Annotated in this window: 28 protein-coding genes and 1 tRNA gene; 13 read left to right on the top strand and 16 right to left on the bottom strand. The window is 64.8% G+C overall.

All coding sequences use genetic code 11. From position 1 onward, the window contains the following. Positions 1-37: 37 nt before the first annotated feature. On the bottom strand, positions 38-544 hold the full coding sequence (locus LCM4576_RS37100; RefSeq protein ID WP_244510674.1) for a hypothetical protein: 507 nt from the start codon (positions 542-544) through the stop codon (positions 38-40). 108 nt (positions 545-652) lie between these two features. On the opposite strand from LCM4576_RS37100, the gene LCM4576_RS06335 reads away from it, so the two are divergent. Further along, complete coding sequence (locus tag LCM4576_RS06335; protein WP_407067363.1) at positions 653-2,518, top strand: AsmA family protein; 1,866 nt, start codon at positions 653-655, stop codon at positions 2,516-2,518. 155 nt (positions 2,519-2,673) lie between these two features. Continuing rightward, the gene (locus LCM4576_RS06330; protein WP_131803225.1) at positions 2,674-3,006 is read left to right on the top strand and encodes a hypothetical protein; all 333 of its coding nucleotides are present in this window, start codon (positions 2,674-2,676) and stop codon (positions 3,004-3,006) included. A gap of 133 nt (positions 3,007-3,139) precedes the next feature. Here LCM4576_RS06330 and LCM4576_RS06325 read toward each other — a convergent pair whose 3' ends face one another. Then, a complete protein-coding gene (locus LCM4576_RS06325) occupies positions 3,140-3,583 on the bottom strand; it encodes a hypothetical protein (RefSeq protein ID WP_041003031.1) in 444 nt (147 codons plus the stop codon). 180 nt (positions 3,584-3,763) lie between these two features. Next, positions 3,764-3,839, bottom strand: a tRNA-Ala gene (locus tag LCM4576_RS06320). 269 nt (positions 3,840-4,108) lie between these two features. Between LCM4576_RS06320 and LCM4576_RS06315 the strand changes: the two genes are divergently transcribed. Both LCM4576_RS06315 and LCM4576_RS06310 read left to right on the top strand, forming a co-directional pair. Continuing rightward, positions 4,109-4,408 carry a YggT family protein gene (locus LCM4576_RS06315; RefSeq protein WP_041003033.1) on the top strand — a complete coding sequence of 100 codons (300 nt, stop codon included), beginning with the start codon at positions 4,109-4,111 and terminating at the stop codon, positions 4,406-4,408. Then, the gene (locus tag LCM4576_RS06310) at positions 4,408-4,719 is read left to right on the top strand and encodes a DUF167 family protein (RefSeq protein ID WP_071031071.1); all 312 of its coding nucleotides are present in this window, start codon (positions 4,408-4,410) and stop codon (positions 4,717-4,719) included. The genes LCM4576_RS06315 and LCM4576_RS06310 overlap by 1 nt, the downstream gene beginning before the upstream one ends. 228 nt (positions 4,720-4,947) lie before the next feature. On the opposite strand, the gene LCM4576_RS06305 is transcribed toward LCM4576_RS06310, so the two are convergent. Genes LCM4576_RS06305 through LCM4576_RS06295 form a run of 3 tightly spaced genes read right to left on the bottom strand, consistent with a single transcriptional unit; the run spans position 4,948 to position 7,677 of the window. After that, on the bottom strand, positions 4,948-5,829 hold the full coding sequence (locus tag LCM4576_RS06305; protein ID WP_071031129.1) for a MurR/RpiR family transcriptional regulator: 882 nt from the start codon (positions 5,827-5,829) through the stop codon (positions 4,948-4,950). Between the two features lie 7 nt (positions 5,830-5,836). Continuing rightward, positions 5,837-6,904: an ABC transporter ATP-binding protein gene (locus LCM4576_RS06300; protein ID WP_071031069.1), complete on the bottom strand. Its 1,068-nt coding sequence runs from the start codon at positions 6,902-6,904 to the stop codon at positions 5,837-5,839. 2 nt (positions 6,905-6,906) lie between these two features. After that, the gene (locus LCM4576_RS06295; protein WP_407067362.1) at positions 6,907-7,677 is read right to left on the bottom strand and encodes an SDR family NAD(P)-dependent oxidoreductase; all 771 of its coding nucleotides are present in this window, start codon (positions 7,675-7,677) and stop codon (positions 6,907-6,909) included. A gap of 172 nt (positions 7,678-7,849) precedes the next feature. Here LCM4576_RS06295 and LCM4576_RS06290 point away from each other — a divergent pair, with 172 nt between their 5' ends. From LCM4576_RS06290 to LCM4576_RS06275, 4 genes are all read left to right on the top strand, one after another. Then, the gene (locus LCM4576_RS06290; protein ID WP_071031066.1) at positions 7,850-9,079 is read left to right on the top strand and encodes a sugar ABC transporter substrate-binding protein; all 1,230 of its coding nucleotides are present in this window, start codon (positions 7,850-7,852) and stop codon (positions 9,077-9,079) included. A gap of 426 nt (positions 9,080-9,505) precedes the next feature. Continuing rightward, positions 9,506-10,375, top strand: coding sequence for a carbohydrate ABC transporter permease (locus LCM4576_RS06285; RefSeq protein ID WP_071031064.1), 870 nt, complete (start codon positions 9,506-9,508; stop codon positions 10,373-10,375). Next, complete coding sequence (locus LCM4576_RS06280; protein WP_071031062.1) at positions 10,372-11,196, top strand: carbohydrate ABC transporter permease; 825 nt, start codon at positions 10,372-10,374, stop codon at positions 11,194-11,196. Before LCM4576_RS06285 ends, LCM4576_RS06280 begins: the two co-directional genes overlap by 4 nt. A 20-nt stretch (positions 11,197-11,216) precedes the next feature. Further along, the gene (locus tag LCM4576_RS06275; RefSeq protein WP_071031060.1) at positions 11,217-12,761 is read left to right on the top strand and encodes a M81 family metallopeptidase; all 1,545 of its coding nucleotides are present in this window, start codon (positions 11,217-11,219) and stop codon (positions 12,759-12,761) included. Positions 12,762-12,882: 121 nt separating this feature from the next. Here LCM4576_RS06275 and LCM4576_RS06270 read toward each other — a convergent pair whose 3' ends face one another. The 6 genes from LCM4576_RS06270 to LCM4576_RS06245 all read right to left on the bottom strand — a co-directional run bounded on the left by LCM4576_RS06270 (position 12,883) and on the right by LCM4576_RS06245 (position 18,168). Next, positions 12,883-14,931, bottom strand: coding sequence for a M3 family metallopeptidase (locus tag LCM4576_RS06270; protein WP_071031128.1), 2,049 nt, complete (start codon positions 14,929-14,931; stop codon positions 12,883-12,885). 106 nt (positions 14,932-15,037) lie between these two features. Then, the gene (locus LCM4576_RS06265; protein ID WP_040991527.1) at positions 15,038-15,454 is read right to left on the bottom strand and encodes a hypothetical protein; all 417 of its coding nucleotides are present in this window, start codon (positions 15,452-15,454) and stop codon (positions 15,038-15,040) included. 10 nt (positions 15,455-15,464) lie between these two features. After that, positions 15,465-16,106: a carbonic anhydrase gene (locus LCM4576_RS06260; protein ID WP_040991526.1), complete on the bottom strand. Its 642-nt coding sequence runs from the start codon at positions 16,104-16,106 to the stop codon at positions 15,465-15,467. 149 nt (positions 16,107-16,255) lie between these two features. After that, positions 16,256-17,023, bottom strand: a complete 768-nt coding sequence (locus LCM4576_RS06255; protein ID WP_071031058.1) for a DUF429 domain-containing protein — start codon at positions 17,021-17,023, stop codon at positions 16,256-16,258. Continuing rightward, the gene (pdxY, locus tag LCM4576_RS06250) at positions 17,020-17,904 is read right to left on the bottom strand and encodes a pyridoxal kinase PdxY (RefSeq protein WP_071031056.1); all 885 of its coding nucleotides are present in this window, start codon (positions 17,902-17,904) and stop codon (positions 17,020-17,022) included. The genes LCM4576_RS06255 and pdxY overlap by 4 nt, the downstream gene beginning before the upstream one ends. Before the next feature lie 12 nt (positions 17,905-17,916). After that, a complete protein-coding gene (locus LCM4576_RS06245; protein ID WP_071031054.1) occupies positions 17,917-18,168 on the bottom strand; it encodes a hypothetical protein in 252 nt (83 codons plus the stop codon). Between the two features lie 152 nt (positions 18,169-18,320). On the opposite strand from LCM4576_RS06245, the gene LCM4576_RS06240 reads away from it, so the two are divergent. The 5 genes from LCM4576_RS06240 (at position 18,321) to ppa (ending at position 22,003) form a co-directional block, all read left to right on the top strand. Then, entirely contained in the window at positions 18,321-18,968 is a 648-nt protein-coding gene (locus tag LCM4576_RS06240) for a LemA family protein (protein ID WP_071031053.1), read from the top strand. Positions 18,969-19,181: 213 nt separating this feature from the next. After that, complete coding sequence (locus tag LCM4576_RS06235) at positions 19,182-19,985, top strand: YgcG family protein (protein WP_071031126.1); 804 nt, start codon at positions 19,182-19,184, stop codon at positions 19,983-19,985. A 6-nt stretch (positions 19,986-19,991) separates the two neighbouring features. Further along, entirely contained in the window at positions 19,992-20,630 is a 639-nt protein-coding gene (locus LCM4576_RS06230; protein ID WP_071031051.1) for a TPM domain-containing protein, read from the top strand. Positions 20,631-20,732: 102 nt separating this feature from the next. Next, on the top strand, positions 20,733-21,242 hold the full coding sequence (locus LCM4576_RS06225) for a GNAT family N-acetyltransferase (RefSeq protein WP_071031049.1): 510 nt from the start codon (positions 20,733-20,735) through the stop codon (positions 21,240-21,242). A gap of 227 nt (positions 21,243-21,469) precedes the next feature. Then, positions 21,470-22,003, top strand: coding sequence for an inorganic diphosphatase (gene ppa, locus LCM4576_RS06220; protein ID WP_071031047.1), 534 nt, complete (start codon positions 21,470-21,472; stop codon positions 22,001-22,003). A 10-nt stretch (positions 22,004-22,013) separates the two neighbouring features. Here ppa and LCM4576_RS06215 read toward each other — a convergent pair whose 3' ends face one another. Genes LCM4576_RS06215 through LCM4576_RS06200 form a run of 4 tightly spaced genes read right to left on the bottom strand, consistent with a single transcriptional unit; the run spans position 22,014 to position 26,465 of the window. Continuing rightward, positions 22,014-22,961, bottom strand: coding sequence for an ABC transporter permease (locus LCM4576_RS06215; RefSeq protein ID WP_071031045.1), 948 nt, complete (start codon positions 22,959-22,961; stop codon positions 22,014-22,016). Positions 22,962-22,964: 3 nt separating this feature from the next. Beyond that, positions 22,965-23,942, bottom strand: a complete 978-nt coding sequence (locus LCM4576_RS06210; protein WP_041011050.1) for an ABC transporter permease — start codon at positions 23,940-23,942, stop codon at positions 22,965-22,967. A 1-nt stretch (position 23,943) separates the two neighbouring features. Beyond that, a complete protein-coding gene (locus LCM4576_RS06205; protein ID WP_071031043.1) occupies positions 23,944-25,407 on the bottom strand; it encodes a sugar ABC transporter ATP-binding protein in 1,464 nt (487 codons plus the stop codon). 41 nt (positions 25,408-25,448) lie between these two features. Then, a complete protein-coding gene (locus LCM4576_RS06200; protein WP_071031040.1) occupies positions 25,449-26,465 on the bottom strand; it encodes an ABC transporter substrate-binding protein in 1,017 nt (338 codons plus the stop codon). Positions 26,466-26,489 lie beyond the last annotated feature (24 nt).

Raw genomic sequence — 26,489 nt, 5'->3', positions numbered from 1 at the left:
TCTGAGGGTTCCAGACCTTGACCGGGAGGTCTCGTTTTCATTGGCCGGCACCAGCGGCGGCCGCCGCGTCGAAATGAGCGGCAGCCTTTCCGCCTTGAGGCCGATCCTGAAGCGGCAGCCGGCCCAGATCGCCGTCGAGGCGCGGCTGGACCCGGCGCCGGTTCCGAAGCTCTCTTCCTTGCAGGCAAGCGGCGAGATCCAGCTCAACGGCAACGGCAGTTACCAGATCAGGGGTGGAAAGTTCGAGATCGGCGACCAGGCCTTCCAGATGGACGCGCTCTTTCAGCCTGGCGCTCGGCACCGCTTCTTCGCCGACCTGGCAGCCAAGCGCGTCGATATCGACGCCTTGAGCGATATTGGCAAGGGTGGCTCCAGCGGCGGCAAACCGGCCGGTTCCGGTGAGCCCGACCTTGCCATGCTGTCCGCCTTCGACGCAGACATCAGCGTTGCGATCGATGAACTGGTCAGCGGCAAGATACGGGCTTCCGATGTCCAGCTCGCCGCGACGCTGCGCGACGGACATCTCGAGGCAAAGCTGGAGCATTTCGGCCTCGACGCAGGAAACCTCACCGCGAAAGCCTCGACGGATGTCGGCGAAACACCCCCGACCATACGCGGCAATATTGCGAGTTCGGGGCTGGATATCGGCTCGGTGGCGAAGCTGGCCGGACAGTCCGTGCCGTTGTCCGGCAAGCTCACCGCCGATATGGGGTTCGCCTTTCGCGGACTGACCGCGGACCGCATACTGAGCAGCGCAAATCTGCAGGGAACGGTCGGGATTCGAGAGGGCAAGCTCCCGCTTGCAGTGCTTGYCGATGCGCAGGACCGAACGGCCAACGACATCACCGGGCTCACTCTTGACGCGAAGGTTCGCGATATCGGCAAGCCTTTCGATTTGACGGGCAAGCTCGCCTGGCGGGGACAGGCCGTGACGTTCAAGTCCCAGGTCGCGCCTGCATCCTTTCTGGCCGGCGGCTCCGTTGCCGACGCGTCCGGGCCGATCAACCTTTCGGTTTCCTCCAAATACCTCGAAGGCAGCATAAGCGGCACTGTCGGAGGTGGCGGCACGTTCAAGGGCCAAGTCTCGGCCACGTCACCCTCGGTAGACAAGCTGATGCAATGGCTGGGGCAGAGCGCTTCCCCCAGTCTGCAGGATTTTGCCTTCAAGGGCGATCTCGATGCCGGGCCGAAGCAATTCTCCTTCCAGAAGGCCGCCATTGCCTTGAACGGCGTCAAGGCGTCCGGGCAAGGCTCGGTGAAACTGGGACAGCCCCTCACGATCCGGACGTCGCTCAATTTCGCGAAGCTTGATTTTGCGGCGCTCGCCGGCAGCGGCGGAGCGACGGCCACCGGCAAACAGAAACCGGGCGCGGCAACCGACGCGCCGATCGATCTCTCCTTCCTCAAGGGACTTGATGCCAAGGTGGATATCCAGGCCGACAAGCTCGGCTATGGAAAGGTCTTTGCCGGGCCGGTGGCGACCAGCCTGACGGTGGCGGATGGGAAGGCTCACCTCAGCGTGCCGCAAAGCCCCTTCTACGGCGGCACGATTGCCGCTGATATGACGGCCGACGGCTCCCACGACGCCGCTTCCCTGGACCTGAACACGGCGATCGCCGGCGCGGCCGCCGCGCCGTTGCTCCGTGATGCGGCTGATTTTGACCGCATCGAAGGCACGCTCAATGCCACGGTCGCGGTTTCAGGCGCGGGGAAGACCACGAAATCGCTTGCCCGTTCCCTCGGTGGCAAGGCGGCGRCAAAATTCAGCGACGGCGCCTTCAGCGGCATCGACATAGCAGAGGTCTACAACAACCTGGTCGGGCTGCTCGCCGGCGGCTTCAAGCAGGATCAGGCCAAGAAGACGACGTTCACCGAACTCGGCGCCTCGTTTGCAATCGCGAACGGCGTCGCGCAGACGACGGACATCAGCCTGCTGGGCCCGCTGGTGCGGATGGACGGCTCGGGCAGGATAGACCTCGCCGACCAGACGCTCGACATCCGCCTCAACCCTCGCGTCGTCGCTTCGCTTTCAGGCCAGGGAGGCGACGTCGCCGTGAACGGCATCGGAGTGCCGGTCGTGGTCCAGGGCCCGCTGTTCGCGCCCCGCGCCTATCCGGACCTGAGCGCATTGGCCAAGGATCCGCAGGGCGCGCTGGACATGTTAAGCAGATTTGGGCTGCCAACCGGAAAACTGAAGCTCGACAAGCTGATCCCGGGCCAAACGGGCTCGAACGGATCCGCTAAGGGAGCGGCGGATCTGATCGGCGATCTTCTGCGCAACGCCGCGCCCCGGCCCAAGGCGCCGCCCGCGGCTCCGGAGCCAGCCGTGACGCCGGACACCGGCAATACCGAAAACGCGGCGCCGACGCCAAGTTCGAACACGGCCGGCGAGGCCGAAGCCGAGACTGCCGCGCCGGCGGAGCAGCCCGCCCCGGTCGATGCGCAGGCGGCCCCTGCTTCGCCCGAAACGCCGAAGAAAGGCGAAATAGACACGCTTCTCGATCAGCTGGCCAACTAGCGTCATGGGGGTGATGGCAGGCTTCGGGCATGCCGGCTCGATACATCATCTAACGCTCATATGTGCGGCCGAAAATCAAAGTGATTTCGACCGCCGCAAATAGCCCCCAATCAGGACGTTCTTCCGGCCTTGATCTGCACAGATTGGAGAGGCTGATGAAATTGTCTGTTCTTGCCCTTGCCGGGACCATGCTGGCGGTGGTGCCCGCGGTCCAGGCGGCGCCGATGATTGGCGTGCCGGCCAGAAATGGCCTGGTGCGGGAGGCGCATGTCACATGCGCTTATCTGACCGAGGACGGCTACTGCGTGCGGCCGCACAAGAAGCACAAATACTGGAAGCGCCACCACTACTACCGGCCTGCCTACCGCGCCTACGAGCCGCAGCCGCCGGACGAGTATTATTGGCGCTATCAGCGCCCACGCCCGATTATCCGGGTCGTTCCAGACTACCCGCGGGACGAAGACAATTGGGATGATTGGGACGATTGAGGCGTCCCGAGGCCGGAAGCCCTTCGCGGGCTAAGGCCTGCTTGCACGCCTCCTGGCCGACGGTGGCCGGCATTCGGCGCCCAGGCAGCGCCTTTGCCGGCCCATCCACGAAGAGCGGGGAGCTGCGCGCCTTCTACCGCTTCAGCGCGATGCTCATTCCGCTGAGATCGGCGTTGACCTGCAGGCCGACCTGCCGGCCGGTGAGCTCGAGCTGGGCGCCCTTGTCGTTGGTCATAACGATCACCTGTGCGCCTCTGCCCAGCGCGCCGCCGCCGCCGGCAGCGCCATAGACGCCCGTCACATCGCTGGCGCGGCGGATATGGCGCACCCTGCCCTGGAAATAGGTCTTGGACGCGCCGAAGGCGAAGCCGCCCGAGACGCCGCCAACCGAGATCGGATAGCGTTTGCCGTGGAAGGTCAGCGTGCCCTCGCCGCCGGAGCCGCCGATGAAGAAGGCTGCCTTGTAGACCGAAAAGCGGATCGTGCCGCTGTCGGCATGCGCGGCGCTGGCCATGCTCACGCCTGCGGCGGCGATTGCCGCAACCGCGACGGAACGGAATCTGGACGAAATCTGCAGCATGATGGTGACCTCCTCGAGCATCGCCGCTTACCCAGCCGGCCGGGGCATATCAGCTTCAAAACTATAGCTGAACCGTCTTGCCCCGCCATTGGTTCCAAGGGCGAGGGCCGAAATCCGGTGGTCACAAAATGGCGAGCGGGGAAGGCAAAGCGATGTCAAGCATATGCTTGTGCTGGCTGGTGGAGCTGAGGGGGATCGAACCCCTGACCTCATCATTGCGAACGATGCGCTCTCCCAGCTGAGCTACAGCCCCGTTCCAGCGGATGGGCTTGTATCGGTCGCGGCCGTTTCATGTCAAGGTGAAAGACCGGGCCGGCCACAAGCACTGGTCGGGCGGGCCTCGCCCACTCGCTAAGCCCGCGGGCCTCGCCCACTCGCCAAGCCCGCGCGCCTTGCCCGCACGCCAAGCCCGCGGGCCTTGCCCGCACGCCAAGCCCGCGGGCCTTGCCCGCACGCCAAGCCCGCGGGCCTTGCCCGCACGCCAAGCAATGGCTACATGTCGGCGACAATTTGGAGACCGGCATGATCGCCCTTATTCAGACCATCGTCATGGCGCTTGATATCTACTGGTGGATCATCATCGCCTCGGCGATCTTTTCCTGGCTCTATGCCTTCAATGTCGTCAACTCGCGCAACCAGTTCGTCAGTTCCGTCGGCAACATGCTCTATCGGCTGACGGAGCCCGCCTTGCGTCCGATTCGCCGCTTCATGCCCGATCTCGGCGGCATCGACATTTCGCCGATCATCCTGCTTCTGATCATCTTCTTCATCCGGCAATTCCTGGTCACCACCGTCTGGTCCTGGGTGGTGGCCGGCGGCTGATGAGCTCGCCGTTTCGRCAGCGCGACAACGGCATCGACCTCTTCGTGCGGCTGACGCCGAAAGCCGCGCTCGACCGGATCGATGGTATCGAGACCGCCGCCGACGGACGCAGCCATCGCAAGGCGCGCGTGCGCGCCGTGCCGGAGAACGGGGCGGCCAACGCCGCGCTGGAGCGGATGATGGCCAAGGCGCTTGGCGTGCCGGGGTCGGCGGTTTCGGTGATTGCCGGAGGGACGGCGCGGCTGAAGACGCTGCGGGTGGTGGGGGATGCGGCTGAGTTAGCGAAAAGCGTCGAGGCTATGATCGGGTAATCCAAATTCGAGACGCAGGCGGGACAGCGCCCCCCCCTCTGTCCTGCCGGACATCTCCCCCACAAGGGTGGAGATTGGCAGCTCGGGCGCCGGCACTCATCCTTCAACGGTCGTGATTGGCGAAAGCCGGCGTGGCATCGATCTCCCCCCTTGTGGGGGAGATGGCCGGTAGGCCAGAGGGGGGCGCGAAGGATCGCCAACCTCGACGGCGCAAGCCGCTGCAATCACTCAATCCCCCAGCGGCAGCTTCGGATCGTCGACCTTCAGCGTGTTCACGCTCTGCTTGATGCGGCGCAAATTCTCCAGCACCTTCGGCCCGCGCGATTCCGCCACCGTGGTGGCGATCATGTCGACGATGGCCAAAAGCGCGTAGCGCGACGAGGTCGGCTTGTAGATGTTGCCGTCCTCGACGGGCTGCAAGAAGATCACCGTGTCGGCGACCTTGGCAAGGGCCGAATCCGGCGCGGTGATGGCGACGGTGGCGGCGCCATACTGCTGCGCGACCTCGACCGCCTCGATCACCGAGCGCGCATAGCCCGAGACGGAGAAGGCAAGCAGCGTCGTCTCCGGCGTCGCGACGGCGGCATACATTCGCTGCAGCTGCCCGTCGGTCTGGGCAAGCGCCGAGAGACCCAGCCGGAACAACCGGTTCTGCATCTCGGTCGCCATCATCGAGGAGATGCCGCCGGAGCCGAGGCAGAGCACATTGCCGGAAGCGGCGATGCGCGCGGCGACATCCATCAGCGTCGTCATGTCGAGGTTTTCGCTGGCGCGCTGGATGGYGGCGATCGCCGCTTCGGTGATGGCGGAAGCGATGCGCTGCTCGCGCGCGTCTCGGCTGAGCGGCTCGGGCGACAGATACTGGCCGCCGATGGCGATCGCCTGGGCGAGGTAGAACTTGAAGTCGCGAAGGCCCTCGCAGCCGAGATTGCGGCAGAAGCGGGTGACGGTCGGCTCGCTGACGCCGACACGCGCGGCGATCTCCGAGATCGCCGCCTTGGAGGCGAAATCGAGATCGGAAAGGACGAGCCCGGCCAGCCGACGGTCCGATTTGGTGCCGTCCTGCGACATTAGTTGCAGGCGGGTGATGATGTCGGCCGGGCTCTTCATCGTCATCTCACAGCGGCAGGCCGGTCGCCTTGTCGAAGAGGTGGATGTGGCGCGGATCGACGCTTACCGGCAGCCGGTCGCCCGGCTTCACCTGCAGCCGGTCGCGGAACACGGCGCGCACCGTGTCGTCGCCGACCGAGCCGTAGACATGGGTTTCCGAGCCCGTCGGCTCGACGACATCCACCTTGATGGCGATGGCATCGTCGCCGGCGCCAACCACGAAATGCTCTGGCCTGATGCCGGCCTCGACGGTGTCGCTGCCGGAAGCCGCGCCGCCGGAAAGCGCCAGCCGGCCGCCGCCCGTGGTCTCGAACCAGGACTTGGCTCCGGCCGTCTTCAGCGCGCCMGACACGAAACTCATCGACGGCGAGCCGATGAAGCCGGCGACGAATTTGTTGGCCGGCCGGTCGTAGAGCTCCAGCGGCTGCCCGACCTGCTGGATGCGGCCGCGATCCATCACCACGATGCGGTCGGCCATGGTCATCGCCTCGATCTGGTCATGGGTGACATAGACGATGGTCGATTTCAGCCGCTGATGCAGCGCCTTGATCTCGGTGCGCATCTGCACGCGCAGCTGCGCGTCGAGATTGGACAGCGGCTCGTCGAACAGGAACACCGAAGGCTGGCGCACGATGGCGCGGCCCATGGCGACGCGCTGGCGCTGGCCGCCCGAAAGCTGCCGCGGATAACGGTCGAGATAGGAGAAGAGGTTGAGCACGCCCGACGCCTTCTTCACCTTGTCGTCGATCGCGGCGCGCGCCTCGCCGCGGATCTTCGGGCCGAAGCCGATGTTCTCCGACGCCCTCAGATGCGGGAACAGCGCATAGGACTGGAACACCATGGCGATGTTGCGCTTCTGCGGCGGCAGGTCGTTGGCGCGCGTACCGCCGATGACGAGATCGCCGGAGGTGATCGTCTCCAGACCGGCCAGCATGCGCAAAAGCGTGGACTTGCCGCAGCCGGACGGACCGACCAGCACCACGAACTCGCCGGTTTTGATGTCGAGGTTTATGTCCTCGAGGATTTTGTGYTGGCCGAAGGATTTCGACAGGTTGCGGAACTGGACGTCGGTCATGGTCAYGCTCCCAATATGTCGTCGATGAAAGGCAGGTAGCCGGCCGTCAGGCCGGCGTCCACCGGCACCACCGCGCCAGTTATGCCGGAAGCCCGGTCGGAGGCAAGGAAGGCTATTGCCTCGGCCACTTCGGAAGCATTGACGATGCGGCCGAGCGGATAGAGCCGCTTCAGCCGGCCGAGGATTTCCGGATCCTTGGCCAGGCGATGATCCCAGGCGGCGGTGCGGATCGACCCTGGGCACACGACATTGGCGCGCAGCCCGCTGCGGCCGAGCTCGACGGCGACCGATTTGGCATAGGCGTTGATGCCGGCCTTGGCGGCGGCATAGGCCGGGTTGCCGAAATGYGCGATGRCGTTGACCGAKGAGATGAAGACGACGCTGCCCGAGCCGCGCTTGGACATCGCCTTGATCAGCGGATCGGCGAACGTCATGACGCCGGTCAGATTGAGGTCGAGCTCCTGCTCTATTCTGTCCGCCGTCAGCGCATCGATCGTTTCGGCGCGCGTCCAGCCGGCATTGTTGATCAGGATGTCGGGAACGCCGTCTTTGTCGAGCAGCGCGGGGATCGCCGCTTCGATCGAGACCCGATCCAGCAGGTTGAAGACGTGGCGCGAGGCGATATGCGGGCTGGCCAGCGCCTCCATCGACTGGTCGCAGCCGACGATACGCGCGCCGCGCCCGGCCATGAGCTCCACGATCGCCGAGCCGAGGCCGCCGCCGGCGCCGGTGACGACAATTGTCTTGCCTTCGAACTCGGCTTTCCAACCCACCTTGCCCGCTCCTCCATCCCTCATTTTAAGCCGGCAGGCTAGCCAAGCAAATGTAATTAAGCAACATGATAATCCGCTTGCATGGCGTGGAATGATGGATAATGTAGGAAAGTCACATAAATCCTGCGTCCATAAGGGCCAGGCGCCAATGCRCATCAATGGGAGAGATCAGATGAGCCTTGCGAAATGGACTGTCGGCCTGTTGGCCGGAATGAGCATGCTGGCTTTGGCCGCGCCGGCCGATGCCGGCGAGGTGCGCGTCACCGTCGCCGAATACAGCGCCAAGACCGGCCCTTATTTCGAGGAAGTGAAGAAGGAATTCGAGGCGGCCAATCCCGGCATCACCATCAAGTATGAAGTGGTGCCGTGGGACGTGCTCCTGCAGAAGCTCACCACCGACATCACCGCCGGCACCAATGCCGATCTCTCGATCATCGGCACCCGCTGGCTGATCGACTTCGTCCAGCAGGATGTCGCCGAGCCGCTCGACAGCTACATCACGCCCGAGTTCAAGGACCGCTTCATCGAAACCTTCCTGAAGCCCTCGATCATGGACGGCCACACTTACGGCCTGCCGATCGCGGCTTCCGCGCGCGCCATGTATTACAACAAGGAGCTGTTCGAGAAGGCCGGCATCGCCAAGCCGCCGGCGACCTGGACCGAGCTGCAGGAAGACGCCCGCAAGATCAAGGCGATCGGCGCCTTCGGCTTCGGCTTACAGGGCAAGGAGATCGAGACCGACGTCTATTACTACTATGCGATGTGGTCGCAGGGCACCGAGATCCTCAACAAGGACGGCACGTCCGGCCTGAGCACGCCGGGCGCGCTCGAAGCCGCCAAGCTCTACAAATCKATGATCGATGAAGGMCTCACGGAGCCTGGCGTCACCTCYAACAACCGCGAGGACGTGCAGAACCTGTTCAAGCAGGGCAAGGTCGGYATGATGATCACCGCGCCCTTCCTGTCCAACCAGATCAAGGAAGAGGCGCCGAACCTGAAATACGGCGTCGCCGCCATCCCCGCCGGCCCGACCGGCGCGCGCGGCACCTATGGCGTCACCGATTCCATCATCATGTTCAAGAACTCCAAGAACAAGGACGAGGCCTGGAAGCTGCTCGACTTCCTCTTCACCAAGGAGCAGCGCGCCAAGTTCACGCAGGGCGAAGGCTTCCTGCCGGTGAACAAGGAAGAGGCGAAGATGGACTATTACGTCAACAACGCCGATCTGGCCGCCTTCACCGCGCTTCTGCCCGATGCCCGCTTCGCGCCGGTCATCCCCGGCTGGGAAGAGATCGCCCAGATCACGTCGGACGCCATGCAGAAAATCTATCTTGGCGGCGACCCCGAGGCTGGTTTGAAGGATGCGGCGGCCAAGGCCGACGCCGTGCTGAAGAAGAAATAAGGGCGTATCTCCCTGCGCCCGTGGCGCGCCCTACCCCCGCGGGGCGCGCCACATCTCTTAGAAGAGGCTGCAACGGCCGCGGAAATAGCTGAACCGACGGTCATTCACCCTCGGACCAGAGGATAAATTATCAAAGTTGGCGCTGCCCCTCATTGCCGTGCCGGGCATTTCTCCCCGTATAGTGACGGGGAGAAAGAAGCTGGCCGCAACCTCGGCCCCATACCTGCAACGTCGGTGATTGGCGAAAGCGGCCGCGACGGCGCCCCTCTCCCCGTCACTATACGGGGAGAGGATGCCGGCAGGCAGGTGAGGGGCAGCGCAGACGCCGGGAAAGAATTTAAACTGAGCCCCTGAACGAACAGGTCGAGATTAGGCTAACTGGCAAGCCAGCGCCCGGATGGCTCGCAACGCGGTACAAACCAGCCGATGCAAAATCGTTTCCTGCCTTACCTGCTGACGCTGCCCAGCCTGCTGCTCGCGGCGGTGGTGATCTTCTGGCCGGTCTGGGACCTGATCCAGATCTCGACGCATGATGTCAACCGCTTCGGCCAGTTGCGCGAGTTCAGTGGCCTTGCCAACTTCACCGAACTGTTCGCCGATCCGGATTTCGTCGCAGCACTCTGGCGCACCGGGCTGTGGACCGTGCTGGTGGTGGCGGGCGCGCTGCTGCTATCGATCCCGGTGGCTATGATCCTCAACATGGATTTTTATGGCCGCGGGCTGGCCCGCGTCATCATCATGCTGCCCTGGGYGGTGTCGCTGACCATGACCGCGGTGGTCTGGCGCTGGGCGCTCAACGGCGAAAGCGGCATGCTGAATTCGGCGCTGATGAAGCTCGGCCTGATCAGTCAGAACATCCAGTGGCTGGCGAGCGCCGAGACCGCCTTCCCGATGCAGGTGCTGATCGGCATATTGGTGACGGTACCCTTCACCACCACGATCTTCCTCGGCGGCCTGTCCTCGATCCCCGACGATCTCTATGAGGCGGCAGCGCTCGAGGGCGCGACGCCGTTCCAGCAGTTCCGCGAGATCACCTTTCCGCTTTTGAAGCCTTTCATCAACATCGCGATCGTGCTGAACACCATCTATGTCTTCAACTCCTTCCCGATCATCTGGGTGATGACGCAAGGCGGGCCGGCGAACTCGACCGACATTCTGGTCACGCATCTCTACAAGCTCGCCTTCCGCATCGGCAAGCTGGGCGAGGCTTCCGCCGTGTCGCTGGTGATGTTCGCGATCCTGCTCGTCTTCACCATGATCTATGTGCGGCTCGCCATGCGGGAGCAGCGCGCATGACGCCGAAACTGAGACGCACCGTCATCGCCTGGCTGCTGCTGGCCCCTTTGATCGTGGTGACGATCTTCCCCTTCGCCGTGATGTTCCTCACCGCCGTCAAGCCGCGGACAGAGGTGCTGACGCCGACCTGGTGGCCGAGCGAATTCCGCTGGTCGAATTTCGCCGACATGTGGGTCGCGACCGRCTTCGGCCAGGCGCTGCTGAATTCGCTCTATGTCTCGGCGCTGGCGACGATCGGCGCCATCCTCATTTCGGTGCCGRCGGCCTATGCGATGTCGCGCTTCCGCTTTGCCGGCTATGGYGCGTTCCGCCAGTTCCTTCTGATCTCGCAAATGATATCGCCGATCGTGCTGGTGCTCGGCCTGTTCAGGCTGATGGCCRCCTGGGGCCTGGTCGAATCGACCACTGCGCTCGGCTTCATCTACATGGCCTTCAACGTCGCCTTCACGGTGTGGATGCTGCAGAGCTATTTCGACACCATCCCGCGCGACCTCGAGGAGGCGGCCTGGATGGAAGGCGCCGGCCGCTGGCTGACGCTGCGCAAGGTCTTCCTGYCGCTCTGCCTGCCGGYGATCGCCGTGACGGCGATCTTCACCTTCATCAACGCCTGGAACGAGTTCGTGGTGGCGCTCACCATGCTGCGCAGCCAGGAAAGCTACACGCTGCCGATCCAGGTTTTCTCGCTGGTCGCCGGCCGCTATACGATCGAATGGCACCATGTCATGGCGGCCACGCTCCTGGCGACGCTGCCGGTGGCGATCCTCTTCATCTGGCTGCAGCGCTACCTCGTCCGGGGCCTCGCGCTCGGGGCGGTCAAATAGCATCCACCTAGGAAAAATTCATGCGCATCTTCACCGCCTCGCTGGCGACGGAAACCAACACCTTCTCGCCGGTCCCGACCGACCGGGCCTCGTTCGAGATGGCGTTTTACGCCGCCCCGGGAAAACATCCGGAGACGCCGACGCTGTGCTCCTCGCCGATCGTGGCGTTGCGCAAGCGCGCCGCGAAGGAAGGGCTCACCGTCATCGAAGGCACCGCCACCTGGGCCGAGCCCGGCGGCCTGGTGCAGCGCCAGACCTATGAGGCGCTCCGCGACGAGATTCTTGGACAGCTAGGAGAAGCGTTGCCGGTCGATGCGGTGATCCTCGGCCTGCACGGCGCCATGGTGGCGCAAGGCTATGACGATTGCGAAGGCGATCTGCTCGAGCGTGTCCGCGCGATCGTCGGCCCGAACGTGGTGATCGCCTCCGAATTCGATCCGCACAGCCATCTGACGCCGAAGCGCGTCACGGCTTGCGATATCATGGCCTATTTCCTCGAATTCCCGCACACCGATTTCTACGAGCGCGGCGAGCATGTCGTCGAGCTCGGCCTTGCCGCGGCGCGCGGCGAGATCAAGCCGGTGATCTCGACCTTCGACTGCCGCATGATCCAGGTGCTGCCGACCAGCCGCGAGCCGATGCGCTCCTTCGTCGACAGGATCAAGGCGCTGCACGGCAAGGACGGCGTGCTGTCGGTCTCGGTCATCCACGGCTTCATGGCCGCCGATGTACCGGAGATGGGCACGCGCATCCTGGTCGTCACCGACAACGACAAGGCAAAGGGCGATGCGCTGGCGGAAAAGCTCGGGCGAGAGCTCTATGGGCTGCGCGAACAGACGGCGATGACGATGCTTTCCGCCCAGGCGGGCATCGATCAGGCGCTTGGCGTCCGCGCGACGCGCCAGGACAAGCCGGTGGTGATCGCCGACATCTGGGACAATCCCGGCGGCGGCGTGCCGGGCGACGGCACCATCGTGCTGCGCGAGCTCTTGGCGCGCGGCGTGACCAAGGTGGGCGTGGCGACGATCTGGGACCCGATCGCGGTGACCTTCTGCCACGCGGCCGGCGAAGGCGCGGTCATCGACCTGCGCTTCGGCGGCAAGGCCGGCCCTCAGGCCGGCGAGCCGATCGACGCGCGCGTCACGGTGCTGAAGACGACCAACGAGGGTTGGCAAAGTTTCGGCCCGAGTCGGGTGACATTGGGGCCATCGGCGGTGGTGCGCATCGAGGGTACCGAGGTCGACGTCATATTGAACACCAACCGCACCCAGACCTTCGAGCCGGATGTCTTCTCCAACATCGGCATCGATCCGCTGGCGAAGGACGTCCTGCTGATCAAGTCGACCAACCATTTCTACGCCGGCTTCGCGCCGATCGCCGCCGAGATCATCTATGTCGCGGCGCCGAGTTCTTACCCCAGCAATCCGGCGAAGACGGATTACAGGAAGCTCAACCGGGCGATATGGCCGCGGGTGGCGGATCCGTGGAAACAGCCAATCTCCCCCCTTGTGGGGGAGATGCCCGGCAGGGCAGAGGGGGGCGCGAAGGATCGCGACCTCGCTTAGCTTGGGTAACAAGACCCCAAGCGGAATGTCGGCGGCCACTATGATGGACTGCAACGTCGGCGGGACAGCGCCCCCCTCTGGCCTGCCGGCCATCTCCCCCACAAGGGGGGAGATTAGCCAATCACACCAGCCCTCGCTTCACCATCATCGCCTCGGGCGAAGGCATTTTCCCCCGGAACGCCGTGTACAATTCTTCGGGATCCTTCGACCCGCCCGCGGCATAGATGTTCTTGCGCAGCCGCTCGGCCAATTCGGGATTGAAGGCGTCGCCCGTCTCCTCGAAGGCCGAGAAGGCGTCGGCGTCGAGCACTTCCGACCACATGTAGGAATAATAGCCGGCTGAATATCCGTCGCCGGCGAAGACGTGGCCGAAATGCGGGGTGCGATGCCGCATCGCGATCGTGTCGGGCATATGCAGCTTTTCGAGCGTTTCGGCCTCGTAGCGAAGCGGCTCGGCCGGCGCGYCCGGTCGCGCGTGATAGGCCATGTCGATCAGCGCCGAGGCGGTGAACTCGACCGTCGCGAAGCCGGCGCCGAAGGTGCGGGCGGCGAGYATCTTGTCGAGCAGGTCCTTCGGCATCGGCTTGCCGGTCTTGACGTGCAGCGCATGCTTTTCCARCACCGCCGGCACCGTCAGCCAATGCTCGTAGAGCTGCGAGGGCAACTCGACGAAGTCGCGGCTGACCGAGGTGCCCGAAACCGACGGCCAGGTCACGTCGGTCAGCATGCCGTGCAGCGCATGGCCGAACTCGTGGAACAACGTCTTCGCCTCGTCGACGGAAAGAAGTGCTGCTTCGCCGGCCGGCGGCTTGGCGAAGTTCATGACATTGTAGATCACCGGCTTGGCACCATGGCCGAGCCTGTAGCCCGATTGCAGCGCGCTCATCCAGGCACCCGAGCGCTTGGAGGGCCGAGCGAAATAGTCCGCCAGGAACAGGCCGCGCTCGCTGCCGTTGGCATTCTTCACCACGAAGACGCGAGCGTCGGGATGCCAAACCGTGATGCCCTTCTTCTCCTCGAAACTGATGCCGAACAGGCGTGTCGCCACATCGAAGCAGGCTTCGATGACGCGTTCGAGCTGCAGGTATGGCTTCAGCTCCGCCTCGTCGAAGGCGAATTTCTCGGCGCGCAGTTTTTCCTGATAAAAGCGCCAGTCCCAGGCCGCGAATTTCTCGTTGCTGCCGGCTTCCGCCGCAAGCCGCTCCAGTTCCTTCTGGTCGGCGGCGGCCTTTTCCAGGGCTTTCTCCCAGACCGGATCGAGCAGCTCGTGCACGGCCTTCGGCGTCTTCGCCATCGTGTCGTCGAGCTTCAGCGCCGCGAAGGAGCCGTAGCCCAGAAGCTTCGCCTTCTCGGCGCGCAGCTTCAGCATGTCGCGCACGACATCAGTGTTGTCGGAGGCGCCGCCGTTCTGGCCGCGCATGATGAAGGCTTTGAACGCGATCTCGCGCAGGTCGCGGCGCTCCGAGAAGGTCGAGAACGGCTCGTAGATCGAGCGCGACAGCGTCACCGCATAGCGGCCTTTCTGGCCGCGCATCTCGGCCGCTTCGGCCATGGCGCTCTTCAAGAAGTCGGGCAGGCCGGCGAGATCGGCTTCGTCGAGGAACAGCGCCCAGTCGCGCTCGTCGGCGAGCACATTCTGGCCGAAGTTGGTGCCGAGCGAGGAGAGCTCCTCGTTGATTGCGGCGAGCCGCTTCTTGCCCTCGGCATCGAGCTTGGCGCCCGACCGGACAAAGCCTTTCCAGGTCTTTTCCAGGACGCGCAGCGTCTCGGGATCGAGCTTCAGGCTGTCGCGCCGCTGGTAGAGGTCGTCGATGCGGGCAAACAGCTTCTCGTTCATCGAGATCGCCGAGAAATGCCTGGACATCTTCGGCGAAACCTCGCGCTCCATCGCCTGGATCGCGTCGTTGGTATGGGCGCCGGCCCGGCACCAGAAGATCGAGGAGACATGGTCGAGCGGCTCGCCGGCAAGCTCCAGCGCGGCAAGCGTGTTCTCGATCGTCGGCGTCTCGCTGTTGCCGGCGATCGCGTCGATCTCGGCCTGGTGCGCCGCCAGCGCCGCGTCGAAAACAGGCCCGAAATCATCGTCGCCGATGCGCGAGAAATCCGGCAGGCCGAGCGGACCTTGCCAAAGGGTCAGCGGATGGGCGGCGAGGTCGACGGCTTTTGACATGAGCGGATCCAACTGGGGAGTTCGGTGAATGGAGAGCGGGCGGGCAATCCCGGATGTAGGGCGATGCCACAGATCGCGCAACTCGGGTCGCCCCCCCGAATACGTTTCAGTAGCCGCTGCAGTCCTGTGCCACCGCCGTCTGGGTGCTGGCGACGATGCGACCGCCGGCGACGGTGAAGGTCTCGCGCATCAGCGTGTCATTGCTGGGAAAATCATAGCAGGCGAGCACCGTGGTCCGGCCGTTCTCGCTCTTTTCGATGCGATGGCGGATCGCCGCGCCCGCGACCGCGCCCTGCCATTCGTCGATCGAGGCGATGAAATCCTCTTTGGACTGGACGACGCCGATGTCGTCGAGCTTCATGCGCACGTCGTCGGCAAGCAGGTCGGACAATTCGGTGCGGTCGGCGACCAGCAGCGCCGAGTACCAGCGGTCGATGATGGCGCCGTCGTCGGCGCTGGCGCGGGCGAGCGAAGACAGGAGCAGCCCCGCCGCAAGAAATATCCGCCACCAGCTCTGCCGCATCACGTCCCCCTTACAGCTCGGGCCGCTCGAAATCGCCGGTTTCCTTGTTCATCACCCACAGCTCCCCGGTCGAGATGTCGAACCACGCGCCGTAAAGCGAGAGCTTGCCCTTGCCCTCGAGGATCGAAACGCAGGGAAAGGTCCTGAGATTGGCGATTGAGTAGCGGACGGAAATACGCTCCAGCGCCGTCTGGCGCTCGGTTGTCGTCATCATCGTGCTTGAGGCGACCGTTTCGGCGGCCGGCGCGATCAGGCTCATCCATTTGCCGATGAAATCGCCGGGCGACAGCGGCGCCGAATTGGTGTCGAGCGCGGCGCGGATGCCACCGCAGCGGCCGTGGCCCATCACCACGATGTTCTTCACCTTCAAGCTCTGCACGGCGAATTCGAGCGCGGCCGAGGTCGAGTGATACTCGCCATCCGGCTCGTAGGGCGGCACCAGATTGGCGACATTGCGCAGCACGAAGAGCTCGCCGGGGCCGGCATCGAAGATCGCTTCCGGCGCCGAGCGCGAATCGCAGCAGGCGACGATCATCGTCTCGGGCGCCTGGCCGTCGCGCGCCAACGAGCGATAGCGGTCGCTTTCCGTCGGATAGCGGCCACTCATGAAGTTGCGGTAGCCGGCGAGGAGGTGCTCGGGGAGATGAGGCATGGGCGGCTAGAGCCTTTCCGGGGTTTGGAGGCGGCAGCTCGTTGCGATCGAAAAAGCCTCTAGCGGCAAATGCAGGTCGTGGGCAATGCCGAATTGCGGATGGCAGCGTCGCAATCGCATGCGGCCAAAAGCAGCGAGCCGATTTTGCCTCAAGCCCAGATGGCGACCGGGATGCCGAAACGGTCCACCAGTGGCGGATCGGGCGAAGGCCGCGCCTCGCCGCCGGCGATACGCCCGGCAACCAGCATCATCGCCGCCGCGTCGAGGAAATCGTCGTTCGCAGCACCCCGTGGCGGCGCCCGGTCGAGGAAGCGCTTCTCGTAGCCATGCCGGCAAAGCAGCGCCTTGCGCTCCTCCATGCCGGCCGGGTTGACCGCGCCCTTGATCTTCTTCGGCAGCGCCATCGCCGCGCCGCCGTTCAGCCGGCAGAACGCCACTTCCGGGTGCGATTCGAAGACACGGCCGCGCAAATCCGGCTTTGCGATCAGCAAAGCGTCGATCTCGCGGATTTTCGAAAAGATGCCGAAGGCCTGGATGGAAACACCGCGCGGCGGGTCGGAGGTCCTCATCGCCACCGCGCTTGCCCGCCGGTGCGCGGCATACCAGGCCTCGACGGTGGTGAAGTCGCTGGTGTCGGCATAAAGCRCAGCGCGCGAGGGGATGGCAAAGACGCTGGATTGCCTTGCCCCGAGCAGCGGCCGCACCAGCGCTTCCGGTCCGCGCCCGCCCTTGCCCGAAAAATCCGGCAGGCCGATCGGCATGTCGACGGCGATGGTGGCATCGGGCAGCGCGTCGAGCAGCGCCTGGAAGCTCGGAAAGACCGAGACCGATGGCGCGGCGTCCGCTTCGCGATGGACGGCGATCCAGCCGGCCTTGCAGCCGTCGACGCCGGCCAACGGATGGCCGGCCGGCTTCACGCCCGCTTGTCCCGCCCAGGATGGAGCAGATGGCGCAGCTGCACCATGGCCATCGGATGCGCCAGGCTCTGCGCGTCGGTTTCGAGCTGCAGCTCGTCGCCGCCGCGCTTGGCTGTGCGGGCGAGGATCTCGTAGACGGCCGCGGTCGTCGATTRCAGCGCCTTGACCGGCGCCTGGCCGGAGAGAACGCGCGCCAGATAGACGGCGGCCGTCAGGTCGCCAAGCCCGTTCGGCGGCTTCTCAATCACGCGGTGCTYGGCAAGCAACGCCTGGCTGCCGTCGAGCAGGAAATTGCCGGTGCCGCCCGCCATCATCGCCGGCGCCGAGGTCACCAGCATGGTCGAAGGCCCGGCATGAAGCGCGGCGGCGGTCACCGCCTTGATGTCGGGCAGCGGCGCGCCCGCCATCCATGCCAGCTCATAGCGGTTCGGCGTCGCGATATCCGCGATCGGCATCAATTTGTCGCGCATCGCGGCGGCCGTCGGCTCGGGCACGTAGAGCCCGCCGGAATCGCCCATCACCKGATCGCAGATGTAAAGCGCGTTCGGCGTCCTTTCCTTGACGGCGGCGACCAGCGAAGCGACCGCCTCGGCCTGGCCCGCCTCGCCGAGATAGCCCGACAGCACGGCCCGCACCTCGCCCAGCCAGGGCGCCCGCTCGAGATCGGCCATCAGCGCCTTGAACTGGTCGAGCGGCGGCACGATGCGGGTCGCGCGGCTGTGACCCGGATGCCAGGGCAGGATGACGGTCGGCACCGCCCAGACCGGGAAACCCAGCGTCTCCAGCGCGAACACCGCCGCGCGGTTGCCGACCGAGCCGCGGGCGACATGGCTGGAGATGACGATGACCGCGCGCGGCGCGTCGGTTTTTTCTGCATTCATGGAATCTGAATCCTAGCCGCCACGTGTGGCGGCATACACCAACCAGACCAATAGCCCAATGGCGATGACGAAGCCGAGCGTTCGGCCAATGCGGGTTCCCCAATATTCGATAGGATCGGCGCGGTTGGCGTCAGCCGCGGTTACACGGTCGCGCGCGTCCTTCGCCATGCGGGTTACGAACGACGCGCCGCCTGGCGACGTCTCCTGTTGCACGCGTTCGAGGATGCGGCGCGACTCGGCCTCGTCGTCCCGGYGCTCTGCCATGGCAATTGTCCTTTCCGGCCCGGACCTTAGCTTGTTCGCATTGCTATTCACAGTGGCTTCCGGWCGAGCCGGATTGACGCCATGCGCCGGACATTTTCTTACGCGTGGATTGTGGTAATGCTTCGCATGCAACTTCTGACGAGGGACCAATCATGATCACCGAGCGCCTCTCACCACCTTCCCGCTTCCRCAGCCTGCCCGCCTTCCTGATGATGGCTTTCGTGCTGCCRCTGCTTGCCGGCTGCGGCTACAACACCATTCCGACGGCCGAGGAGAATGCCCATGCGGCCTGGAGCGAGGTGCTCAACCAGTATCAGCGCCGTTCCGACCTGATTCCCAACCTGRTCGAGACGGTGAAGGGCTATGCCTCGCATGAAAAGGACACGCTCGACGCGGTGGTCGAGGCGCGCGCCAAGGCGACGCAGATCACGGTGACGCCGGACACGCTGAAGGATCCCGAAGCGCTGAAGAAGTTCCAGGATGCCCAGGCCGGGCTGACCAGCGCGCTGTCGCGGCTGATCGCCGTGTCGGAAGCCTACCCCGACCTCAAGGCGAACCAGAATTTCCTCGCGCTGCAGGCGCAGCTCGAAGGCACCGAGAACCGCATCGCGGTGGCGCGGCGCGACTACATCCAGGCGGTCAGGGAYTATAATCTGACGCTGAAGACCTTCCCGTCCGTGCTGTGGGCGACCTTCTGGTTCCGCGGCAACCAGCCCTTCGCCAACTTCACCGTCGAGGAGGACAAGATGCAGGTGCCGAAGGTCGATTTCGGCACGAGCACGAACAAGCAGGGCGGGTGAGCGGCGATTTAATCGAGCCTGTCAGCTTTGCGTTCCTTCGCGCCCCCCTCTGGCCTGCCGGCCATCTCCCCCACAAGGGGGGAGATTGGACGTCACATTGGCTTTCGCCAATCTCCAACGTTTGAAAGGGAGAGCCGGCGGCCGAACCGCCAATCTCCCCCCTCGTGGGGGAGATGTCCGGCAGGACAGAGGGGGGCGCGACAGAACACCGGCATCGCCTTTCTTGGCCTGCTTTTTTGCCTCCTCCTCCCCATCGCCGCCCTCGCCGCCGACCTCCCCGCGCTGACCGGCCGCGTCGTCGACAATGCCGGCATCATCGATGCGGGCACGCGCGCGGCGCTGACCCAGAAGCTCGCCGATTTCGAGACAAAAGGCTCCGACCAAATCGTTGTCGCCACGATACCCAGCCTCGGCGGCGAGGAGATCGAGCCTTATGCCAACCGGCTGTTCCGCTTCTGGAAGCTCGGCCAGGCCAAGGAAAACAACGGCGTGCTGCTCTTGGTCGCGCCGAACGACCGCAAGATGCGCATCGAGGTCGGCTACGGATTGGAAGGCACGCTGACCGACCTGCACACCAAGCTGATCATCGAGAACGACATGGTGCCGGCCTTCCGCGCCGGCGACTTCTCCGGCGGCATCACCAAGGCCGTCGACGACATGATCATGGTGCTGGAAGGCAATCCGGAGGAGTTGGAGGCGCGCGGCAAACGCAACGAGCAGGCGCCGTTCAACTCCGACGACCTGTTCTTCGCCATCTTCATCACCATCTGGGCGCTGATCTTCTTCGGCGGCATCGCGATGACGATCCTGCCGCCGATCTTCGRCCAGAAGATCGGACCGGGCCGCTACCGCTGGCTGGGCATGACTTTCGATCAGAACCGGCGCTCTTCCTCGGGCGGATGGTCGTCCGGGGGCGGCGGCTGGTCGTCGGGTGGTGGAGGCTGGTCCTCGGGCGGTGGCGGTTTTTCCGGCGGCGGYGGCTCGTCGGGCGGCGGCGGCTCTTCGGGAAGCTGGTGAGGCACCATGGCAACGCGACCGATCAGCGCCGAGGACCATAACCGCATTGCCGAGGCGATCCGGACGGCCGAGCTGAAGACCGACGGCGAAATCTATTGCGTCGTTGCGAGAGCGAGCGACGGCTACTTCTTTCCGGCCGCCTTCACCGCCACGATCGGCCTGTTCATCGCCAGCCTCGCCGTCGCCTACGGGCTGGAAGGCTTGTGGCTGACCATCCGGCTCCCCCATTTCGTGCTGGCGCAGCTGCTGGCGTTGGCTTCGGTGTTCGCCCTGCTCTGGTTCCTGCCCACCTTGCGCATTCATTTCGTGCCGCGAAGGCTGCGCTATCAGGCGGCGCACGCCAATGYGATGAAGCAGTTCCTGGCCCGCAACGTCCACCGCACCAGCGCGCGCACCGGCGTGCTCATCTTCGTCTCCATCGCCGAGCGCTATGCCGAGGTCGTCGCCGACTCCGGCATCGATGCCAAGGTCGGCCAGCATGTCTGGGACGGCGTGGTGCGCGACCTGACGAAACATRCCGGCGACGACCGGTTGGCCCACGGTTTCGTGACGGCGATCGAATCGGTCGGCGCGGTGCTCGCCGAGCATTTCCCGGTCACCGAAGGCGACACCAACGAGCTCGACGATCATCTCGTCGAAATCTGACAAGGCGCCTTCTCCGTCGCCGCCTTTCGCCTGTGCGAAAGCGTCGAGGCGTGTTGGGGGACTCTTTGCAATCGGGCGAGGCGGGTTTATGGTTAACCAATCATGAACACGCTGACGATCGACATCCGGAAGGCAGAACCGCGCGACGCGAGCGCCATCGCCGAGGTGCATCAGCAGGCCTGGCGCGGCGCCTATTCGGGCATCATCCCGCACCGCACGCTGACCTCGATGATCAACCGCCGCGGCGTCGACTGGTGGGCCAACGCGATTCGCCGCGCCGCCACCGTGCTGGTGATCGAGATCGGCGGAACGGTGGCCGGCTACGCCACGATCGGCAAGAACCGCGCCCGCGAGCTCCGCCAGCAGGGTGAGATCTACGAGCTTTATCTGCGTCCGGAATATCAGGGCATCGGGCTCGGCAGCCGGCTGTTCAAGGCGGCCAAGGCCCGTCTCGCCGACCACGGCCTGCGCGGTCTTGTGGTCTGGGCGCTGGAAGACAATCACAACGCCTTGGCCTTCTATGCCGGCAATGGCGGCCGCGATATCGCAGAAGGCGTCGAGGTCTTCGAGCAGAAGGCGCTGAAGAAAGTGGCTTTCGTCTGGAATGACTAACCTCGCCAAAAGCATGTCTCCCGAAAGTGGGAACCGGTTTAGGGGCAAAGACATGCGCAAAATTAAAAGCCTAAAGCGCAGGGAGCGAATCTGAAAGATCGCGACGCGCTTTAGGTTACAATCCATCACAAACTGTGCGCTTCCATTAGCRCTCAGTGCTATTCGCCGCATTGCACCATGACGCTTCGCCCGCTATCGGTCTTGCAATCGAGAGAGGGATTTTAGCCATGCGTATCGAAGCGATTGCCACCGGGAAGAACCCGCCTGAGGACGTTAACGTCATCATCGAGGTGCCGATCGGCGGCGAGCCGATCAAATACGAGATGGACAAGGAGGCCGGCACGCTGTTCGTCGACCGCTTCCTGCACACTTCCATGCGCTATCCCGGCAATTACGGCTTCGTGCCGCACACGCTGTCGGGCGACGGCGACCCTATCGACGTCCTGGTCTGCAACACGCGCGCGCTGGTGCCGGGCTGCGTCATCAATGTGCGGCCGATTGGCGTCCTGATCATGGAAGACAATGCCGRCCAGGACGAGAAGGTGATCGCCGTCCCCTCGCCCAAGCTGACGCTACGCTATGAGAACGTCACCGAATACACGCATCTGCCGGAGATCACCCGTCAGCAGGTGCAGCACTTCTTCGAGCACTACAAGGATCTCGAGCCCGGCAAATGGGTCAAGATCGAAGGCTGGCACGATTCCAAATACGCCAAGAAGATGATCGTCGACGCGATCGCGCGGGCCAAGGCGGCTAAGTAGGCGGAGGCCCCTACCGCACCGCCTTCTCGCCGCCGGCTGCCGTGATCACCCCGACGATGATCAGGCCGGTCAGCACCAGCCGCACGCCAGCGCTGACGCCGAAGGTGTTGAGCATGGTGAGCAACAGCACCAGGAACAGGCCGGCGCCCCAGACGCCGGGCACGTTGGCCTTGCCGCCGGCGACCGAGGTGCCGCCGATGACCACGACCGCGATCGAGGCGAGCAGATATTCGTTGCCGATATCGACATTGGCGCCGCGGAAATAGCCGGCAAGCAGCGCTCCGTCGATGCCGCCGAGCGCCCCGCACAGGGTGTAGGTGAGGAAGCGGATGCGGCCGACATGGACGCCGGCAAGCCAGGCGGCGCGGATGTTCTGGCCGATCGCCAGCACCGAGCGGCCATAGATCATGCGCTGCAGCGCAAGCGCCGCGCCGATGGTGAAGATCACCGTCAGCATCGCCAGCACGGGGATGCCCAGCACCTGCCAGTTGGTGAAGTCGGCGAAGCCCGGCGGCGGCTTGATCTGCAGGCCGCGGCCGTAGCTGATATCGACCGACTGGATGATGAAGCTCGCCGACAGCGTGGCGATGATCGGCGGGATGCGCAGCGCCCAGATCAAGAGATAGTTGACGGCGCCGATCGCCGCGCCGCAGGCGAGTGCTGCGAGCAGGCCGACGAGGATCATGGAATCGCTGCCGCCCATCACCTTCATGGCGACCGCGCTGGCGAGCCCGATATTGGCCGGCAGCGACAAATCGACATTGCCAGGCCCCAGCGTGATGACGAACATCTGGCCGATGCCGACGATGACCGTGAAGACAGCAAGCGAAAGCGCCGCCGTGACCATGCCGCCGGCGCCGTAACCGCCCGTGAAGGCAACGGTTGCCAGCCAGACGACGAGCGCACCGGCGAAAGACCAGATCCAGGGCTTTTCGAGCACCATACGCAGCGAGGCCATGGCTTATCGCTCCCTGCGGCTGATGAGCACGCGCGCCGCCAGCACGATGATCAGGATCGCGCCATTGGCGGCGACCTGCCAGTCGGGCGGGATGTGCATGAAGGTCAAGAGCGGCGAGGCGGCCAGAGCCAGCGTCAGCGCGCCGAGCACCGCGCCGATCGGCGACACGCGCCCGCCCACGAACTCGCCTCCGCCGAGGATGACGCCGGCGATCGACAAGAGCGTGTAGCCGTTACCGATATTGGCGTCGGCCGACGTGGTGATGCCGATCAGCGCCATGCCCGACAGAACGCCGAACAGGCCGGTCAGCGCGAACAGCACGATCTTGGTGCGAAGCAGCGACCAGCCGGCGCGCCTGAGCGCCGCGGCGTTGCCGCCGGAACCGCGCAGGATGACGCCGTAGGAGGTGCGCATCAGGCCGAAATGCACAACGGCGGCAATCAGCAACGCGGCAAGGATCGGGAACGGGATATAGGGCGGCTTGAAGGACATGATCGCCAGCAGCCAGTCCGGCGCCTTGCCGCCGGGCTTCGGCAGGACGAGGATGGCAAGCCCTTGCCAGACGAAGCTCATGCCGAGCGTCACCACGATGGACGGCAGGTTGCGCAGGTGGATCAGCGCGCCGAGCAGCGCGTAGACGCCGATCGAGCCGATGAGCACGAGAATGCCCAGCAGCGGCGCGTCCCTCAGCCAGGTCGCGGTGACGCAGCCGACGAAGCCGACGAAGGTGCCGATCGACAGGTCGAGCTCGTTGCCGGCGATGACGAACATCTGCGCGATCGTCGCCAGCGCGATCGGGATCGCCAGGTTGAGCATCAGGTTGAAGCCGAAATAGCTGATGGCGCGCGGGTTGAGCCAGGCGATCGCGATCAGCACCAGCGCCAGCGACAGCGCCGGCAAGAGACCGCGCAGCAGGCGCGCCCGGGCGGCGCTGCCGCGCGGCGAGGATTTCGGAAGCGTGCCGGGAGCGATCGCCGTCATGTCAGGCCGCATCACCGAACGAGGACTGGATGATCTTTTCCTCCGTCAGCTCGTCACGCCCAAGATTGGCGACGATGCGGCCGTTCTTGAAGACATAGACATGGTCGCAATTATCGAGCTCCTCGGTCTCGGTGGTGTACCAGAGGAAGGTTCGGCCCTTGGCGGCCTCCTCGCGCACGAGGTCGTAGACTTCCAGCTTGGTGCCGATGTCGACGCCGCGCATCGGATCGTCCATCAGCACGATCTCGGCGTCGGAGCCGAGCGCGCGGGCAAACAGCGCCTTCTGCTGATTGCCGCCCGACRGCGAATAGATGTTGTTGTTCATGTCCGGCGTGCGGATGCCGATCTTCTTCTTCCAGAATTCGGCAAGCTCGGCCTCACGCTGCGGCGAGATCAGCAGCCCGCTGCGCAGCCGGGCCAGCGAGCGGATGCCGATATTCTGCGCGATCGACCATTGCGAAAAGATGCCGTCCGACTGGCGGTCGCCGGCGACCAGCGCCACCGGCGCGGTGACCTCGACGCCGGCTTTGGCGCGGGAGGCGGCCGAGAAGATCGCCAGCAAAAGGTCGGTTTGGCCATGCCCGGCAAGGCCTGCGAGGCCTATGATCTCGCCGGCGCGGGCGACAAGCTCCTTGTCGTCCTGCTGCCTGGCCGGACGTGCGCGAACCCTGAGCGCGCCGGCCTCGATTTTCCGGGCTTCGGCGGCGGCCTTCTGATGTCCTTCGGCGCCGCCCATGGCCGCGACAAGCTTGTCGCGGTCGAAAGCGCTCGCGGCATCCGCCGCGACCACCTTGCCGTCGCGCATCACCACGATGCGATCGGCGTTCTGCAGCACCTCGCCCAGCACATGCGAGATCAGGATGCAGCTGCCGCCGGCCGCCACGAAGCGGCGCACGAAGGACAGCAACTGCCCCGCCGTGTGCGCGTCGAGCGAGGAGGTCGGCTCGTCGAGGATGACCAGATGCAGCGGCTCGCGGGTCAGYGTGAAGGCGCGCGCCACCTCGACCATCTGCCGCCTTCCGATCGAAAGGTCGCCGGCGATGTCGTCGGCCGAAATGCCGTGGTCCGGGAAGATCTCGTCGAGCTTGGCGCGGATGAGGTCGGCGGCCCTGCGCCGCCAGCCGATGCCGGCGAGCGAGGGATGGTTGATGCGGGTGTTCTCGGCGACGCTGAGATTGGGGCAGAGCGACAGCTCCTGGAACACGCAGCGTATGCCGAGCTCGAGCGCGCGCGCCACCGAATAGCTCGCCTCCTGATTGCCGCGCACCGCGATCTGCCCGCCATCCGGCCGCAGCGTGYCGGCCACCATATGCATGAGCGTCGACTTGCCGGCGCCGTTATGCCCGACCAACCCGACGCATTCGCCGGCGCCGACATGGAAGTCGACGCCGTTAAGCGCCCGAACGGCGCCGAAATGCTTTTCGGCGCCGTTGAGCCTGACGATATCCGCAATAGCCTGGAGCATCCTCAACTTTATCCGGTTGGYGATGCGGCTGRCAAATGCCGCTATTGCTTGATGTTGGBCTTGATGGCAGCGATGGCGTCTTCCTGCGTGTATTCGTGCGTGGCGACGCCGCCTTCCTTGATCTTCGGCAATGCGGCCTCAAAATCGTCCTGGGTGAAGGCGAGATACGGCACCAGCAGGTCGTGAGGTATGTCCTTGCGGCCATCGAGCACCTGCTGGGCCACCCAGAAGGCCAGCGTCGAGACGCCGGGCGCGATCGAGGCCGACCAAGTCTTGTAGCCGTCCTTCTCCTTCTGCTCCTTCCACCACTTCAGCTCGTCCTGCCGGTTGCCCATGATGATGGTCGGGCGCGGCTTGCCGGCGGCGGCGAAGGCTTGCGCGGCGCCATAGCCGTCRCCGCCCTGGTCGACGATGCCGACGATGTCCGGCAGCGATGGCAGGATGGTCGCAACAGCCTTCTGCGCCGTGGTCTGATCCCAATCGCCTGTCACCGAACCGACGATCTTGAACTCGGGATGGGCCGCGACGCCTTCGAGGATGCCGGCATGGATGGCATCGTCGATCGAGGTGCCGGCGAGACCGCGGATTTCCAGCAGATTGCCGCCCTTCGGCTGGAACTTGGCCATCTGCTCGACTTCCTGCTTGCCCATGTCCTTGAAGTCGAYGACGACGCGATAGGCGCAGGGCTCGGTCACGGTGCCGTCGAAGGAGACGACGGTGATGCCGGCATCGCAGGCCTGCTTGATGGCGCCATTCAGCGCATCGGGCGAGGCGGCGTTGATGACGATGGCGTCATAGCCCTGCAGGATCAGGTTCTGCACCTGCGCGGCCTGGGTCGGCACTTCCTTGTCGGCCGTAGTGAAGACATCCGCCGCGGCGACGATCTTGTCGTCGACCGCTTTCTTGGTGACGATGCCGTAGCTGTCGAGCATCGCCTGGCGCCACGAATTGCCGGYATAATTGTTGGAAAAGGCGATCTTCTTGCCGCTGGTGTCGGCAAGTGCGGTGCCCGAGGCGAGCATCGCCGCGAATGYACCCAATACGAGCACTTTCTTCATGTCTTTCCTCCCGAGGTTGCTGGT

The organism is Mesorhizobium sp. LCM 4576 (genome assembly GCF_001854815.1).
GTDB classification, from domain to species: Bacteria; Pseudomonadota; Alphaproteobacteria; order Rhizobiales; family Rhizobiaceae; genus Mesorhizobium; species Mesorhizobium plurifarium.
The sequence above is the reverse complement of the archived record's forward strand: the minus strand, read 5'-3'. Positions and strand labels throughout refer to the sequence as shown.

Coding starts and splice junctions, on each gene's coding strand:
- LCM4576_RS37100 (WP_244510674.1), bottom strand. CDS start 544: ATGCTCCAGCTTTGCCTCGAGATGTCCGTCGCGCAGCGTCGCGGCGAG.
- LCM4576_RS06330 (WP_131803225.1), top strand. CDS start 2,674: ATGAAATTGTCTGTTCTTGCCCTTGCCGGGACCATGCTGGCGGTGGTG.
- LCM4576_RS06315 (WP_041003033.1), top strand. CDS start 4,109: ATGATCGCCCTTATTCAGACCATCGTCATGGCGCTTGATATCTACTGG.
- LCM4576_RS06275 (WP_071031060.1), top strand. CDS start 11,217: ATGCGCATCTTCACCGCCTCGCTGGCGACGGAAACCAACACCTTCTCG.
- LCM4576_RS06265 (WP_040991527.1), bottom strand. CDS start 15,454: ATGCGGCAGAGCTGGTGGCGGATATTTCTTGCGGCGGGGCTGCTCCTG.
- LCM4576_RS06260 (WP_040991526.1), bottom strand. CDS start 16,106: ATGCCTCATCTCCCCGAGCACCTCCTCGCCGGCTACCGCAACTTCATG.
- LCM4576_RS06225 (WP_071031049.1), top strand. CDS start 20,733: ATGAACACGCTGACGATCGACATCCGGAAGGCAGAACCGCGCGACGCG.
- LCM4576_RS06215 (WP_071031045.1), bottom strand. CDS start 22,961: ATGGCCTCGCTGCGTATGGTGCTCGAAAAGCCCTGGATCTGGTCTTTC.
- LCM4576_RS06210 (WP_041011050.1), bottom strand. CDS start 23,942: ATGACGGCGATCGCTCCCGGCACGCTTCCGAAATCCTCGCCGCGCGGC.